This window comes from Pseudomonas arcuscaelestis (genome assembly GCF_016881005.1).
GTDB lineage: Bacteria > Pseudomonadota > Gammaproteobacteria > Pseudomonadales > Pseudomonadaceae > Aquipseudomonas > Aquipseudomonas arcuscaelestis.
This window is the reverse complement of record NZ_JACOPV010000001.1, coordinates 429,718-443,867: the sequence shown is the minus strand read 5'-3', so window position 1 is coordinate 443,867 and position 14,150 is coordinate 429,718. Positions and strand designations below refer to the sequence as shown.

The window sequence follows — 14,150 nt, the reverse complement described above, 5'->3', positions numbered from 1 at the left end:
CCTCACAAGGAGTGATTTGATGAAAAAGCTGCTTGCTGTTGTCGCCGCCGTCGCGGCCTTCTCCGCTCAGGCTGAAACCCTGACCGTAGCTGCCACCCCGGTGCCGCACGCCGAGATCCTGGAGTTCGTCAAACCGGCCCTGGCCAAAGAAGGCGTGGACTTGAAAGTCAAAGTCTTCACCGACTACATCCAGCCGAACGTGCAGGTTGCCGAGAAACGCCTGGACGCCAACTTCTTCCAGCACCAACCGTACCTGGATGAGTTCAACAAGGCCAAGGGTACCAAGCTGGTCAGCGTTGCCGGTGTTCACCTGGAGCCGCTGGGTGCTTACTCGAGCAAATACAAAAAGCTCGATGAACTGCCATCGACCGCCACCGTCGTTATCCCCAACGACGCTACCAACGGTGGTCGTGCCTTGCTGCTGCTGGACAAGGCTGGCGTCATCAAGCTCAAAGACAACACCAATATCCTCTCGACCGTCAAAGACATCACCGAGAACAGCAAGAACCTGAAATTCCGTGAACTGGAAGCGGCGACCATTCCACGCGTACTGACTCAGGTCGATCTGGCACTGATCAACACCAACTACGCGCTGGAAGCAAAGCTCAACCCAGAGAAAGACGCCCTGGTCATTGAAGGTGCCGATTCGCCTTACGTGAACATCCTGGTTACCCGTGAAGACAACAAAGATGCCGAGGCAGTGAAGAAGCTGGTTGCAGCCCTGCACACCCCGGAAGTGAAGAAGTTCATCGAAGACAAGTACAAGGGCGCGGTCAAGCCTGCGTTCTGATCCAGAAGACTATCGTCGGGCAAGCTCTCTCCCACAGCGTCGGTGGGAGCGGACCTGCCCGGCGATGCTTTTAGTCGCGCTTGAGCAAGCCCGGCAACTGCGCTACCAACTTCTGATTGTTGAACGGTGCGCGAATAAACCCCCGCTGCTTGCCGTCTGGCCCAATCACCGCCAGGTTGCCACTGTGATCAACCGTGTAGTTCGGCTTGCTGGTATCGGCCGGAATGAACGGGATGCTTACCGCATTGGCCAGCTTCTGCAAGTTATCCAGTGAGCCGGTCAGGCCACGGAAATCCTTGTCGAAATATCCCAGATACTGCTGCAGCTGAGTCGGGGTATCACGGTTCGGGTCAACACTAACCAGAATGACCTGCAAGCGGTCTACCGCTTCCTTGGGCAATTCGCTCTTAACCTGACGCAACTGCGCAAGGGTGGTCGGGCAGATGTCCGGGCAGAAGGTGTAGCCGAAGAACAGTAGCGACCATTTACCTGTAAGTTCATCCACCGCCACGGTCTGACCCTTTTCGTCAGTCATTTCCAGGCTTGGCACCGTGCGGCTCTGCGGCAGCAGAATAATGCCCGCATCGATCAGTTCAGCAGGGTTGCCCTCACTGCGGCCATTGAGCACTTTGTTGACGGTAAGCCCAAGGATCACGGCGACCAGGGCAACGAGGATGAAAACGGTTTTCTGGGTTCGAGTCATAGGTTCAACAGTAAGTAGTGATCAACAAGCAGCGCGATGAACAGCAAAAACAGGTACCAGATAGAGTACTTGAAGGTCTTGATCGCGGCATGCGGCCGACTGCCACGGTACAACACCCAGGCCCATTGCAGGAAGCGCAAGCCCAGTACCGCGGCGCAGGCCAGGTACAGCGGCCCACTCATATGAATGGCATAGGGCAGCAGGCTGACTGCCAGCAACACCAAGGTATAGAGCAAGATGTGCACCTTGGTGTAGTGCTCGCCATGGGTTACCGGCAACATCGGAATATCCGCCTTGGCATACTCTTCCTTGCGGTGAATGGCCAGGGCCCAGAAATGCGGGGGAGTCCAGGCAAAAATGATCAGTACCAGCAGCAGCGGTTCGGCACTGATATGGCCGCTGACCGCCACCCAGCCCAGCAACGGCGGCGCCGCGCCGGCCAACCCGCCAATGACGATGTTCTGCGGCGTGGCTCGCTTGAGAAAGCCGGTGTAGATCACTGCGTAGCCCAGCAGTGAAGCGAGGGTTAGCCAGGCGGTGAGGGCATTGGTAAACACCAGCAGCAGGCCCATGCCTGACAGCGAAAGCAGCAGGGCGAAAATCAGCGCGGCGCCTGGCGTTACCCGGCCTTCGGCCAACGGCCGCTTGTGTGTACGTGCCATTAGCGCATCGATGCGCCGATCCACTACATGATTCACCGCAGCAGCACCGCCGGCGCAGCAGGCGATGCCCAGATTGCCAAACAACAGCACCGTCCAGGGCACCCCCGCACGTGTGGCTAGGAACATGCCGACCAGCGAGGTGATCAGCATCAGCACCACCACCTTGGGCTTGGTCAGTTCCAGATAGTCGCGCCAGCCAGCCTGCTGACTGCGTTCACTCAGAAGCGACGCCATGAGTTATCTCCCAGATAGTGAACCACGCCGCCGTTAGTAAGCGGTGTCAGGCGCCAACCTTGGCTGACTCGACGCGCCTTGGCCTTGGCCACCAGGCGTATGCGGTAATTGACTAGCACCATGCTCAGCAGCAGCATGGCGCCACCGGCGTTATGCGCCACGGCCACCGGCAATGGCAGGTGGAACAACACATTACTTATCCCCAATCCAACCTGTGCACCCAGTGCCAGCAATACCACGCCTGCCAACTTGCTCAGGCCATGGCGGTGCAGCTTCCAGCTGAGCATCAGCAACACGCATGTGACCAACAAGGCCCCCATCCGATGGCTCATGTGAATAGCAGTGCGTGCATCACTGTCCAACTGCCCGCCGAGGTAATTGGGGCCAATGTGTTGAGTGAGATGAAAGCCGTTGGCGAAGTCTGCCTGTGGCCACCACTGGCCATGGCAGGTGGGTAGGTCCACACAGGCCACCGCGGCGTAGTTGGCACTTACCCAACCACCCAAGGCGATTTGGCCGATAACGACAAGGAACCCCAACGCTGCCACCCGCCTGACGCTCAGGGGCAGCTTGGGCAGGGGAGCAAATGCTCGCGACAATCGCAGGCTCAAAAGGAACAGCAGGCTCAAGGTGGCAAAACCACCTAATAAATGTGCCGTAACGACCTGCGGCCAAAGCTTGAGGGTTACCGTCCACATACCGAATGCTGCCTGAGCGAACACCACTGCGAGCAACAGCAAGGGCAGACGATAAGGCTGGCCATCCCGGCCATGACGACGCCAGGCCTGCCAGGCCAGCAGGGTGATCACCAACGCCAGGGTGCCGGCAAAGTAGCGATGGACCATTTCGTTGCGACCCTTGTGCTCCTCCACCGGCGAGTCCGGATAATGCAGTTCGGCGTGAGCCAGCTGTGCCTCGCTCTTGGGCACGCTGATGAAGCCGTAGCAACCCGGCCAGTCGGGGCACCCCAGGCCAGCATGGGTGAGACGGGTATAGGCCCCGAGCAGCACAACTACCAGCGCCAGCAAGGTGGCAAATACTGCAAGACGGTATCCAGGTCTGGCCATGATCTAGTCCTACCCGATATTGGACAGTTTCAACAGATGGCGCAGGTCGTTGAGCACGTCCTTGCCCTTGACCCTGGCGTCATAGCGCAGCACCAGATTGCCGTGTGGATCGATGACCCAAAGCTGAGCATCTTGCTTGCCCTGACTCACGGCACCGTACTTGTCCGGGTTCAGCGGGTAACGTTGCAGTTGTGGATATTCACGATCGAGCCGGGCCTGATAATCACCCGTCAACGGCTGAGTAGTGGCCAGGGCATGACTGGCGCGGCTGGCATCGCGACCGAGGCCTACTTGAATCTGCCGGGCCAGGTACACCAGTTGCTGACAATCCAGGCCACATTCCTTAGGCGCGCTGACCAATAGCTGCCAGCGCTGTTCATCGGCGTCCACGCCAAGGTCGGCGCGGCTTTTACCATCACCGATCATCTCGCCGTGATAGCTGCGGCTATCGGGCACCCAGAACTGCAACTTATACATGGCAGTGGCCAGGAACATAGGACCGACTACCACCAGCAGGATCAGGATCAGTTGCAAGCGTCCGCGGATACGTCCGCGCGGCGTCTTGCCTTCAGACATGTTGAGTGGACTCGTGACGGCTCCCATGCTGTTTCTCCTTTTTGTTGTTATGCCAGCCGAAGTAGAGGTAGAGCAGGACCAACGCCAACGCCAGGGCAAACCACTGCACGGCGTAGCCCACATGTTTTTCCGGACCCATGGCAACCACAGGCCAGTCCAGACGGTAGCTCACTGGACTGGCCTCCAGACGCAGTTCATGAGCAAAGCCCTGGCGCGCCAACTGCGTCCAGAGATGACCGGCATCGATGGCCGTCAGCAGCCGCGGCCAACTGCCACCCTCAGGATCGGCATGCAGCTGGAAGGTCGCGCCTGGGGCGATATATACCCAGGCATCCAGGCTCAAGGTTTGCTCCGGCGTAGCGAACTGCACGGGATTGCGTCGGTCCGGCCATGGTAACCAGCCGCGATTGAGCAGTAGCCAAAGCCCGCTGGACTGATCGAAAAAGGGTTGTAAAAGCTCGACGCCGACCTGGCCATCCCGCATGCGGTTATCCAGCAGCAAACTGTGCTGGGTATCAAAATGGCCGAATAGGCGAACACGGCGGTAAGCCGGGTCTTGCACCTGGGTCAGTTGCGTCACACCAATGGGTTCGCCAGCCTGGCGCTCGGCGTAGCTGCCAAGCAGGTCGCGCTTTTGTTCCGCACGCCCGAGTTGCCAGAAACCGAGGCCGATCAAGCCCGGTAGCAGCAACAGCACTACCAGCGTCGGCAGCCAACCAGGGCGAAATGGCTTCACCCGGTCACCCCATGGTCAATCGCTATACTTAAGGTCATCGATGCATCCCCCCGGAGTTTCGCCATGCTTAAAGCTGCGATTGTCCTGATGCTGCTGGCGACCATCGCCAGTCTGTTCAGTGGCCTGTTCTTTCTGGTCAAGGACGATGGCGACTCCACACGTCTGCTCAAAGCCCTGACCGTGCGGGTTACCCTCGCCGCGCTGACCCTGGCGCTGGTGACCTGGGGCTTTTACAGCGGCCAACTGGTCTCCCACGCGCCGTTCTAAAACCCGCTACAGCACATACACAAAGATAAACAACCCGACCCAGACCACGTCGACGAAGTGCCAATACCAGCTAGCCGCTTCGAAGCCGAAATGCTTATCGGGGCTGAAGTGTCCACGCATGATGCGCACCAACATAACGAACAAAATCAGCGTGCCCATGGTGACGTGCGCACCATGGAATCCGGTGAGCATGAAGAATGTTGCGCCATAGATTCCCGAACCCAGGGTCAAACCAAGCTCGTTGTAGGCTTCGTGATACTCGTACGCCTGCAGAATGAGGAAGGCGACTCCGAGCACGATGGTCAAGCCGAGCCAGAATTTCAGCGCACCCCGGTGATCCTTGCGCAGGGCGTGGTGCGCGATAGTCACCGTGACACTGGAGCTGACCAGCAAAATGGTATTGATCAACGGCAGATGCCAAGGATCGATGATGTCTTTTGCCGGTGGAAACAGCTTCGGATCCGGCGTGTTCAGCAATGGCCAGGAAAACTCGAAGTTTGGCCAGAGCATGTGCGCTACGCCCTTGGCACCTTCTCCCCCCAACCAGGGCCCGGCCAGATTGCGGACGTAGAACAACGCCCCGAAGAAGGCGATGAAAAACATTACCTCGGAAAAAATGAACCACGACATCCCCCAGCGGAACGACCTGTCCAGTTGCGGGCTATAGAGCCCGGCGCGACTTTCCTTGACTACCGCGCCAAACCAGCCGAACAGCATGTAAGCCAGGCATAGCGCGCCGAAGAAGAAGATCCACGGACCATGGGAATCCGGTCGCCCGGCCTTGAGATCGTTGAACCAGGTACCCAGGCCAAACACCGTAATGAACATACCGATGGTGGCAATGATCGGCCACTTGCTCTGCGCCGGAACGTAGTAGTGCTCATGCGAAGCCATTGAGTGTTCTCCTTATCGGGCACCCTGTGTGTCCTGGCTCACCAGGTGTGCAACCGGCGGGTGGCGAGCAGTGATATCGAACAACGTGTAAGCCAGCGTCAGGTGTTTCACATCCTTGGGCAGATCGCGGTCGACGATAAAACGCACCGGCATCTCGATACGCTCTCCTGGCTGCAGTACTTGCTGGGTAAAACAAAAGCACTCGGTCTTGTGAAAGTAGGCCGCTGCCTCTGCCGGGGTGATGCTTGGAACCGCTTGAGCGCTCATCGGCTTGTCGGTCGGATTGCGCGCGATGAAAACCATCTGGTTCACCGCACCGGGGTTAACGTCGATCTGGTCGGCCGTGGAGTAGAACTCCCAGACCATGTCACTGGCATTGGTCGACATAAACTGCACCTTCACCATGCGACTCGGGTCACTGACCTGACTGCCTTCGTATTGCCCCCCGGTCTTGCCGTTGATACCGAATGCCTTGCACATCACGTCGTAGATCGGCACCAAGGCAAAGCCGAAGGCGAACATCACCACAGTCAGCAGCAACAGTCGCACTACCAGGCGTTTGAGCGAGGTCCTTTCACTCATGGTTCATCCTCCGGCCCAGGCCGTTCATTTCACTTCCGGTGGTGTCTGGAAGGTGTGGTAAGGCGCAGGGGATGGCACTGACCACTCCAGGCCCTCAGCACCATCCCAAGGCTTGGCTGGGGCAGGCGCACCACCGCGAATGCATTTGATGACAATGAACAGGAAGAAGATCTGTGTGGCGCCGAACATGAAGGCACCGATCGATGAAATCATGTTGAAGTCGGCGAACTGCAGGTTGTAGTCCGGGATCCGTCGGGGCATCCCGGCCAAACCGACAAAGTGCATCGGGAAGAACGCCATGTTCATGCCGATGAAGGACAGCCAGAAATGCAGCTTGCCGAGGGTTTCGTCGTACATGTGCCCAGTCCACTTCGGCAGCCAATAATAGGCCGAAGCAAAAATCCCGAAGATCGCACCCGGCACCAGTACGTAGTGGAAGTGGGCGACCACGAAATAGGTATCGTGGTATTGGAAGTCCGCCGGGGCGATTGCCAGCATCAGCCCTGAAAACCCGCCAATGGTGAACAGGATGACGAAGGCAATGGCGAACAGCATCGGTGTCTCGAAGGTCAGCGAGCCTTCCCACATGGTGCTGACCCAGTTGAATACCTTCACCCCGGTTGGCACTGCGATCAGCATGGTGGCGTACATGAAGAACAGCTCGCCAACCACCGGAATGCCCACCACGAACATATGGTGGGCCCACACGATAAAGGACAGGAAGGCGATCGCGCCGGTGGCATAAACCATCGAGGTATAGCCGAACAGTGGCTTGCGCGAAAACGCCGGGATGATCGAGCTGACCGCGCCGAATGCCGGCAGGATCATGATGTAGACCTCGGGGTGGCCGAAGAACCAGAACACATGCTGGAACAACACTGGATCACCGCCGCCCGCAGCGCTGAAGAAGCTGGTGCCGAAATGAATATCCATGAGCATCATGGTTACCACACCGGCCAGAACCGGCATGACCGCAATCAACAGAAACGCGGTGATCAACCAGGTCCAGACGAACAGCGGCATTTTCATCAGCGTCATGCCTGGGGCGCGCAGGTTGAGAATGGTGGCAATCACGTTGATCGCCCCCATGATCGAGCTGATACCCATCAGGTGAATGGCGAAAATAAAGAAGGTCACGCTTTCCGGAGCATAGGTAGTCGATAGCGGGGCATAAAACGTCCAGCCAAAGTTGGGCCCGCCACCCGGCATGAACAGCGTCGAAACCAGCAGCAGAAAGGCTGCTGGCAGCAGCCAGAAGCTGAAGTTGTTCATACGCGGCAAGGCCATGTCCGGCGCGCCGATCATCAATGGAATCATCCAGTTGGCCAGGCCGACAAACGCGGGCATCACGGCCCCAAAGACCATCACCAGCCCGTGCATGGTGGTCATCTGGTTGAAAAACTCCGGCTGAACGATCTGCAGGCCTGGCTGGAACAGTTCGGCGCGAATCACCATGGCGAAAGAGCCGCCCAGCAGGAACGCAATAAAGCTGAACCACAAGTACATGGTGCCAATGTCTTTATGGTTGGTGGTCAGCACCCAGCGCATCAAGCCTTTGGCCGGTCCGTGGGCGTGTTCATGACCCTGGCTGTGGTCGTCGATCACTGCGCTCATGTCCTGTCTCCTGCAATCCGGTGGCTGGTGCGGGAATTCCTGTCAGGTCGGCTCATTTGCTTTCTGCCTGTTTGATCGCCAGCACATCTTTAGGCGTGACCATGTCGCCTTTGTTATTGCCCCAGGCGTTTCGCTCGTAGGTCACCACGGCAGCAATGTCGACTTCCGAAAGCTGTTTGCCGAAAGCCGCCATGGCCGTGCCCGGCTTGCCATGGAAGATAATGCTCAAGTGATCTTCCTTCGGTCCGGTAGCGATCTTCGAACCCTTGAGGGCCGGGAACATCGGCGGAAGGCCCTGGCCTTCAGCCTGGTGACAGGCGACACAGGTGGTGTGGTAAACCTTGTCACCACGCTCGACCAACTCTTCAAGCGTCCATTCCTTGCTGGTCAGTTCCTTGAGCTTGGCCGCATCTGCCTTGCGCTCGGCGAGCCAGGTGTCGTAATCGGCTTTGGATTTGACCTCCACCACCACAGGCATGAAGCCATGGTCCTTACCGCACAATTCAGTACATTGGCCGCGGTAAATGCCGGGTTTTTCGACCCGGGTCCAGGCTTCGTTGACGAAGCCGGGAATGGCGTCGCGCTTGACTGCAAATGCCGGCACCCACCAGGAGTGAATCACGTCGGCAGCCGTCACCAGAAAGCGTACCTTGGCGCCGACCGGCAGCACCAATGGCTGGTCGACTTCAAGCAGGTAATGCTCGTCTTTGGGGGCTTTGTTGTGGATCTGGTCGGCGGGCGTGGCCAGATTACTGAAGAACTCAACGTCCTGGCCCAAGTACTTGTAATGCCATTTCCACTGGTAACCGGTGACTTGAATATCGACATCCGATTCACTGGCATCGTAAATATCGATCAAGGTCTTGGTCGCAGGGATGGCCATGGCCACCAGGATCAGGAAGGGCACCACTGTCCACATGATCTCGACCCAGGTGTGCTCGTGAAAATGAGCAGGCTGCTGGCCGGTTGAACGACGGTGGACGATCATCGACCAGAACATCGCACCAAAGACCACCAGGCCAATGATCACGCAGATCCAGAAGATGGTCATGTGCAGGTCGAACACTGCGTTGCTGACTTCTGTCGCCCCTGGCGCCATGTTCACGGTCCAGGCGGCGTTAGCCTGACCGAATACCGACCACAACAGGAGGCCCATCCAGACATGTGGATGTCGCATCATTGCGGGTTCCCCTTATCGTTCTTGTTATCCCGGAGGCGTGGACCTACGGCTAAGGGTACGGCGGCCAAGACTGCGAACTTCGACGACCGAGCCCCTGCGAACTGCAGTCGGGCCTCATCAGCGAATCACTTTCAAACCGGAGTATAGACAGCGACCTCGTCGACGCAACGCGATAGGAAAATTCCTCGACGCCAAGTTGAACGTTTGCGCGCAAAGCCGCGAACTAGCCGGGGTGAGAGCACAATGATGGCATTTCGATATAATCTCTGAATATAAGACTGGATCGGTTATGCCAAATACGTCTTAGCCGTTTGCAGAACCGAGCTATTTTATGTCTTCCGTTTGTCACGCCTTTACCCTGGAGTTGTCATGAACATCGCCGCTTTGCGCGAGCAGATTTCCCGTGCCCATCAACATGAGACCGAAACCGGCCAACTGAAAGATCAACTTATCAAGCAACTGCCGCACTTACATCCCTCGATTCAACTGCCGGAGATCGACGCCCAAGGCGCGTTGACCCGCTTCGTCAGCGCCTACATCGAACAGGTTCCGGAGCTGCTTGAGGCCGCCAATGAAGTGGCCCGCGAAGCCGGTATCGAATCGCAAATAAAACCTGTACTGAAAATTGCTGAACAGTATTTCCTGCAGCCACCCGCCATCACCAATGGCCACCTCGGCCTGGGTTGCCTGCTGGATGAAGCCTACCTGGCGCATCGCTTGGTAGAAGAAGTGAACGACTTGTATATCAAGCACTTCAACCAGCCGTTGATACCGCTGGATACCACTGTGGCCAACCTGATTGCCCACCAACTGATCGGCGAAGAATTCGCCAACCAGTTGGACGAAGTGGTTCACCACTCGGTGGACGAAATGCTTGATGAAGAAAGCTTCGCTCTGGAATCGGTCGAGCAGTATCGCCACAAGCTCAGCAGCCCCGAAACAGGCGCTGCCTGGAAACGCTGGCCTTGTCTGTCACGTCAGCTGGGTGTCGGCCTGGATCTGGATCAGCCGGCTTAAGCACTTATTGCGCCCCCACCGGCAATGATTGCCGGTAGGAGCGGGCTTTAGCCGCGATGAGTCAGGCGCCCAAGCCCGCCGTTGTGCGCACCCGCCCTTCGGTCCGGCGTTTCAATCTGCGCTGCTCAATCACTAGCCGCGAACCCTTGCCTGCGTTGGCCCGCCCCCAATCTTCAAGCAGTTCAAGGCATGAATGATCGATATAGCTGAGGTTGGCCAGCGGCACATGCAGCGTGGTCCCTGCTGGAATACCTTCAAGCACTTGGGCCAACGCCGGCACCTTGAGAAAGGTTGCCGCGCCGCTCAAGCGCAGCTCCAGATGACCGGGAACATCAAGGCTGGCCAAGCTGATTTTCAGGCGTGCCGCCTTCAGCGCCAACTTAAGCAAGGTCAGTGCAAAACCCAGCAACACTCCGGTCAACAGATCAGTAAAGATGATCGCTAGCGCCGTGACCGCGTAGGTAAACATCGGCATACGGCCGTACCGGCTCAAACCCTTGAAAGCCTTGAAGTCCACCAGTTTGATACCGGTGTACACCAGCACCCCCGCAAGACTCGCCACGGGTATCTGCTGCAACAAACTGCCAAGCACCACGACAAACGCCAGCAACCACACCCCGTGCAGAATTGCCGACAAACGCGTTTGGGCACCGGCCTGAACATTGGCGGAGCTGCGCACAATCACCCCGGTCATGGGCAACGCCCCCAGCACACCGCAGAGCATGTTGCCCAATCCTTGCGCCGATAATTCACGATCAAAATCCGAACGCTGACCATTGTGCATGCGGTCTACAGCAGCAGCGGAAAGCAACGTTTCAGCACTGGCGATAAACGCCAGGGCAAAAGCTGCCACCAGCAGATTCGGATCAGCCAGACTCAGGAGATCAGCCGGACGCAACCAGTCGATAGCCTCACTCAGATCCGCCGGTACTTGAACGCGATTGACCGGCAGCGTGAGCCAGATACTGATTGCGGTCATCAAGGCGACCCCGAGCAGCGCACCAGGCACAAACCTCAGCGTTTGCGGCCGAAATCGCTCCCAGCCCCACATAACCGCGATAGTGCCCAGCCCCAATGCAGCAGCCTGCAAACCCTGGTCCCGTCCACCTTGCATGAACGCTTGCCCGACGGTGTCAGGGAAACCAGCCAGATTGGCAAGGCCTGAAGGCTGCGGCGTGCTGTCGAACATCACATGTACCTGGGACAAAACAATCAACACACCGATACCGGCGAGCATGCCGTAGACCACCGCAGGAGCCGTAACCCGAAACCAGCACCCCAGGCGCAAGCGCCCGGCCAGCAGTTGCAGCAGGCCTGCCAGCAACAGAATCGGACCCAGCATTGCCACGCCGTGCTGACGTACCAGCTCAAACACCAAAACAGCCAGGCCAGCGGCAGGACCGCTTACCTGCAGGGGCGAGCCGGCGAGCCAACCGACCACGATCCCGCCGATGATTCCAGTAATCAGACCCTTGGCTGGCGGCATGCCCGAGGCTATGGCGATACCCATGCACAAGGGCAGGGCGACCAGAAAAACCACTACAGAGGCCAGTAGCTCCCGCGGGATTAACGCTTTCGCTTGTGTCTTGTTCACCGTGTCACTCCTTCTCTCAAGATTCACAGCCATTCCGATGGCCGCAGGCACAACCCCTGACAAACACGCAGCCGCTAACCGCCAGCAGGTCGGCAAGGCAGTCAGGAGAATTCAAGGCAGCCGATGACCAGACCGCACCCGTGGGTGCAGCGGTCAATCAGGCAGTTATGGAGGTTTCAAGGACGCTTAGTAGCGGCCTTTGGGTGTTGCGCAGGGAATCGGTTGACCGGCGGACAGCGGTTGGAAGCTGTCGCTGGCAGCATCGTATGCTTCGATCTGGCTGGTTTCGATGTCATAGATCCAGCCATGGATAAACAACTGGCCGGCTGCCAGACGCGAAGCCACCGAAGGGTGGGTACGCAAGTGGTACAACTGGGCAATGACGTTTTCCTTGGTCAGTACCTGCATGCTTTCATGCTCGCTGCCGCAGGAACAATTGTCCTCGACCACCGTGCGGGCCACCTCGGCATGGCGTAACCAGGCCTTTACCGTCGGCATCTTCTCGAGACTTTGAGGGTTCAGTACTGCGCGCATCGCGCCGCAATCGGAGTGACCGCAAACAATGATGTGATGTACGCCCAAGGCCAGTACTGCGTATTCGATGGCGGTGGATACACCACCATTCATCTGCCCATACGGCGGTACTACGTTACCCACGTTACGGGTAACGAACAGGTCGCCGGGCGAGCTTTGGGTGATCAACTCGGGCACGATGCGCGAGTCAGCGCAGGTGATGAACATGGCACGAGGCTTTTGCGAGGTGGCGAGCTTCTTGAACAACTCCTGCTGCTCAGGAAAAACGTCGTGGTGAAACCGCAGAAAGCCGTCGACGATATGCTTCAGGGCGGCATCAGCGCTCTCGGCAGGTGCTTCCGGAACGACCTTGGATGGGTCCTTGACGGGCATGATTCATCCTCTTTGACGGTTTTTGGTTAAGTCCATTTTACCGGGTTGATGATTCAAATAGCGCATGTCGTTTGGATGACCAGCGCGCACCAACAATCACATCAGTTGTTGGCTGAATTCCTACGCTACGCGGAAAAACTTAACTCAAACTGAATTAAGAGGCTCTAGAACGGGCGTTCCAGAGATTCAAGGAGAGGCCAGAATAATATCAAAAAACCATCAATGGCCAATACCCATTACTTAAGTCAGAGCAACGACATCTGCCCTCCTGGCGGACAAAAGGCACTGCAATCAAGCGCATAGCCTTTGCGCTGATTCAGCTCCAGGCGACGGATCGCCTTGGCGAACCGCTGCGCCAACAAGTCGGCAAATACACCTTCACCGCGCATGCGCGCACCAAAGCGGCTGTCATACAACGCTCCACCACGGCTCTGGCGGATAAGACTCAATACATGGTTGGCGCGTTGTGGATAGTGATCCTGCAGCCATTGCTCGAACAACGGTGCAACCTCCAGCGGCAAACGCAACATCATGTATGCCGCGCTCAGCGCTCCGGCGTTCTTGGCCGCCTCAAGCAACTGCTCCAGCTCGCTGTCATTGATCATCGGGATCATCGGTGAACACAGCACGCCTACCGGTACACCTGCCTCACTCAGCACCCGGATCGCTCGCAATCGCGCCTTGGGCGCTGCGGCCCGAGGCTCCAGCGTGCGTTTTAGCTCATCATCGAGGGTCGTCAGGCTGATCATTACCGTCACCAAGCGTTGCCGGGCCAGCTCGGCGAGCACATCCAGGTCACGAAGGATCAACGAGCCTTTGGTGACAATCGTGACCGGATGACGATAGCGCAGCAGCACCTCCAGCAAGCGCCGGGTCAGTTTCTGCTCGCGTTCGATGGGTTGGTAGGGATCTGTGTTGGAGCCAAGATTGATCGGAGCACAGACATAACCCGGCTTGCTCAACTGCTGCTCAAGCACTTGCGCAGCATTGGTCTTGGCGATCAGCTTGGTCTCGAAATCCAGTCCAGGAGACAAATCCCAGTAGGCATGGCTTGGCCGCGCATAGCAGTAGATACAACCATGCTCGCAGCCACGATAGGGATTGATCGAGCGGTCGAAAGGCAGATCGGGTGAGGTGTTGCGAGTAATGATGGACTTGGCCGTCTCGCTGCGCACCTCGGTCCCTTGGGTCATGGGTACCTCTTGGTACCAGCCATCGTCTTCTGCAAGCGATTGCCTGGGGGCGAAGCGATTGTGGGGATTGAGGGTCGTACCACGGCCCCTTTGCGGTGCTGGAGAGAACATCGCGCCAACCTCTATACTGTATTT

15 protein-coding genes are annotated in these 14,150 nt (G+C 57.7%); 3 read left to right on the top strand and 12 right to left on the bottom strand.

Going from position 1 to position 14,150, the window contains the following annotated elements:
• Nucleotides 1-19: 19 nt before the first annotated feature.
• Nucleotides 20-790 (top strand): MetQ/NlpA family ABC transporter substrate-binding protein, encoded by a 771-nt coding sequence (locus H8F21_RS02055; RefSeq protein ID WP_136473883.1) that lies wholly within the window; start codon nt 20-22, stop codon nt 788-790.
• 70 nt (nt 791-860) lie between these two features.
• On the opposite strand, the gene H8F21_RS02050 is transcribed toward H8F21_RS02055, so the two are convergent.
• From H8F21_RS02050 to H8F21_RS02030, 5 genes are read right to left on the bottom strand one after another with little or no spacing between them, the layout of a single operon-like run.
• Nucleotides 861-1,493, bottom strand: a complete 633-nt coding sequence (locus H8F21_RS02050; protein WP_136473882.1) for an SCO family protein — start codon at nt 1,491-1,493, stop codon at nt 861-863.
• Complete coding sequence (cyoE, locus tag H8F21_RS02045) at nt 1,490-2,389, bottom strand: heme o synthase (protein WP_203477016.1); 900 nt, start codon at nt 2,387-2,389, stop codon at nt 1,490-1,492. The genes H8F21_RS02050 and cyoE overlap by 4 nt, the downstream gene beginning before the upstream one ends.
• Entirely contained in the window at nt 2,374-3,456 is a 1,083-nt protein-coding gene (locus H8F21_RS02040) for a COX15/CtaA family protein (protein WP_203477017.1), read from the bottom strand. The genes cyoE and H8F21_RS02040 overlap by 16 nt, the downstream gene beginning before the upstream one ends.
• Before the next feature lie 9 nt (nt 3,457-3,465).
• On the bottom strand, nt 3,466-4,059 hold the full coding sequence (locus H8F21_RS02035) for a hypothetical protein (protein ID WP_203477023.1): 594 nt from the start codon (nt 4,057-4,059) through the stop codon (nt 3,466-3,468).
• Complete coding sequence (locus H8F21_RS02030; protein ID WP_203477025.1) at nt 4,025-4,768, bottom strand: SURF1 family protein; 744 nt, start codon at nt 4,766-4,768, stop codon at nt 4,025-4,027. Before H8F21_RS02030 ends, H8F21_RS02035 begins: the two co-directional genes overlap by 35 nt.
• Nucleotides 4,769-4,831: 63 nt before the next feature.
• On the opposite strand from H8F21_RS02030, the gene H8F21_RS02025 reads away from it, so the two are divergent.
• Complete coding sequence (locus tag H8F21_RS02025) at nt 4,832-5,035, top strand: twin transmembrane helix small protein (protein ID WP_136473877.1); 204 nt, start codon at nt 4,832-4,834, stop codon at nt 5,033-5,035.
• Nucleotides 5,036-5,041: 6 nt separating this feature from the next.
• Here H8F21_RS02025 and H8F21_RS02020 read toward each other — a convergent pair whose 3' ends face one another.
• From H8F21_RS02020 to coxB, 4 genes are read right to left on the bottom strand one after another with little or no spacing between them, the layout of a single operon-like run.
• On the bottom strand, nt 5,042-5,929 hold the full coding sequence (locus tag H8F21_RS02020) for a cytochrome c oxidase subunit 3 (protein ID WP_136473876.1): 888 nt from the start codon (nt 5,927-5,929) through the stop codon (nt 5,042-5,044).
• A gap of 12 nt (nt 5,930-5,941) precedes the next feature.
• Entirely contained in the window at nt 5,942-6,511 is a 570-nt protein-coding gene (locus H8F21_RS02015) for a cytochrome c oxidase assembly protein (protein ID WP_203477027.1), read from the bottom strand.
• A gap of 24 nt (nt 6,512-6,535) precedes the next feature.
• Nucleotides 6,536-8,125, bottom strand: coding sequence for a cytochrome c oxidase subunit I (ctaD, locus tag H8F21_RS02010; protein WP_203477028.1), 1,590 nt, complete (start codon nt 8,123-8,125; stop codon nt 6,536-6,538).
• Between the two features lie 52 nt (nt 8,126-8,177).
• The gene (gene coxB, locus H8F21_RS02005; protein ID WP_203583919.1) at nt 8,178-9,305 is read right to left on the bottom strand and encodes a cytochrome c oxidase subunit II; all 1,128 of its coding nucleotides are present in this window, start codon (nt 9,303-9,305) and stop codon (nt 8,178-8,180) included.
• A gap of 369 nt (nt 9,306-9,674) precedes the next feature.
• Between coxB and H8F21_RS02000 the strand changes: the two genes are divergently transcribed.
• Nucleotides 9,675-10,322 (top strand): hypothetical protein, encoded by a 648-nt coding sequence (locus H8F21_RS02000; RefSeq protein ID WP_136473872.1) that lies wholly within the window; start codon nt 9,675-9,677, stop codon nt 10,320-10,322.
• A gap of 61 nt (nt 10,323-10,383) precedes the next feature.
• Here H8F21_RS02000 and H8F21_RS01995 read toward each other — a convergent pair whose 3' ends face one another.
• The 3 genes from H8F21_RS01995 to H8F21_RS01985 all read right to left on the bottom strand — a co-directional run bounded on the left by H8F21_RS01995 (nt 10,384) and on the right by H8F21_RS01985 (nt 14,126).
• Complete coding sequence (locus H8F21_RS01995) at nt 10,384-11,949, bottom strand: SulP family inorganic anion transporter (RefSeq protein ID WP_203477029.1); 1,566 nt, start codon at nt 11,947-11,949, stop codon at nt 10,384-10,386.
• Nucleotides 11,950-12,102: 153 nt separating this feature from the next.
• The gene (locus H8F21_RS01990) at nt 12,103-12,822 is read right to left on the bottom strand and encodes a carbonic anhydrase (protein WP_203583918.1); all 720 of its coding nucleotides are present in this window, start codon (nt 12,820-12,822) and stop codon (nt 12,103-12,105) included.
• A 245-nt stretch (nt 12,823-13,067) separates the two neighbouring features.
• Entirely contained in the window at nt 13,068-14,126 is a 1,059-nt protein-coding gene (locus tag H8F21_RS01985; RefSeq protein ID WP_203541739.1) for a PA0069 family radical SAM protein, read from the bottom strand.
• Nucleotides 14,127-14,150 lie beyond the last annotated feature (24 nt).

Bases quoted from the DNA above. Each gene is read 5' to 3' on its own strand.
- H8F21_RS02055 (WP_136473883.1), top strand. From the start codon at position 20: ATGAAAAAGCTGCTTGCTGTTGTCGCCGCCGTCGCGGCCTTCTCCGCT.
- H8F21_RS02050 (WP_136473882.1), bottom strand. From the start codon at position 1,493: ATGACTCGAACCCAGAAAACCGTTTTCATCCTCGTTGCCCTGGTCGCC.
- cyoE (WP_203477016.1), bottom strand. From the start codon at position 2,389: ATGGCGTCGCTTCTGAGTGAACGCAGTCAGCAGGCTGGCTGGCGCGAC.
- H8F21_RS02040 (WP_203477017.1), bottom strand. From the start codon at position 3,456: ATGGCCAGACCTGGATACCGTCTTGCAGTATTTGCCACCTTGCTGGCG.
- H8F21_RS02035 (WP_203477023.1), bottom strand. From the start codon at position 4,059: ATGGGAGCCGTCACGAGTCCACTCAACATGTCTGAAGGCAAGACGCCG.
- H8F21_RS02025 (WP_136473877.1), top strand. From the start codon at position 4,832: ATGCTTAAAGCTGCGATTGTCCTGATGCTGCTGGCGACCATCGCCAGT.
- H8F21_RS02020 (WP_136473876.1), bottom strand. From the start codon at position 5,929: ATGGCTTCGCATGAGCACTACTACGTTCCGGCGCAGAGCAAGTGGCCG.
- H8F21_RS02015 (WP_203477027.1), bottom strand. From the start codon at position 6,511: ATGAGTGAAAGGACCTCGCTCAAACGCCTGGTAGTGCGACTGTTGCTG.
- ctaD (WP_203477028.1), bottom strand. From the start codon at position 8,125: ATGAGCGCAGTGATCGACGACCACAGCCAGGGTCATGAACACGCCCAC.
- coxB (WP_203583919.1), bottom strand. From the start codon at position 9,305: ATGATGCGACATCCACATGTCTGGATGGGCCTCCTGTTGTGGTCGGTA.
- H8F21_RS02000 (WP_136473872.1), top strand. From the start codon at position 9,675: ATGAACATCGCCGCTTTGCGCGAGCAGATTTCCCGTGCCCATCAACAT.
- H8F21_RS01995 (WP_203477029.1), bottom strand. From the start codon at position 11,949: ATGGCTGTGAATCTTGAGAGAAGGAGTGACACGGTGAACAAGACACAA.
- H8F21_RS01990 (WP_203583918.1), bottom strand. From the start codon at position 12,822: ATGCCCGTCAAGGACCCATCCAAGGTCGTTCCGGAAGCACCTGCCGAG.
- H8F21_RS01985 (WP_203541739.1), bottom strand. From the start codon at position 14,126: ATGTTCTCTCCAGCACCGCAAAGGGGCCGTGGTACGACCCTCAATCCC.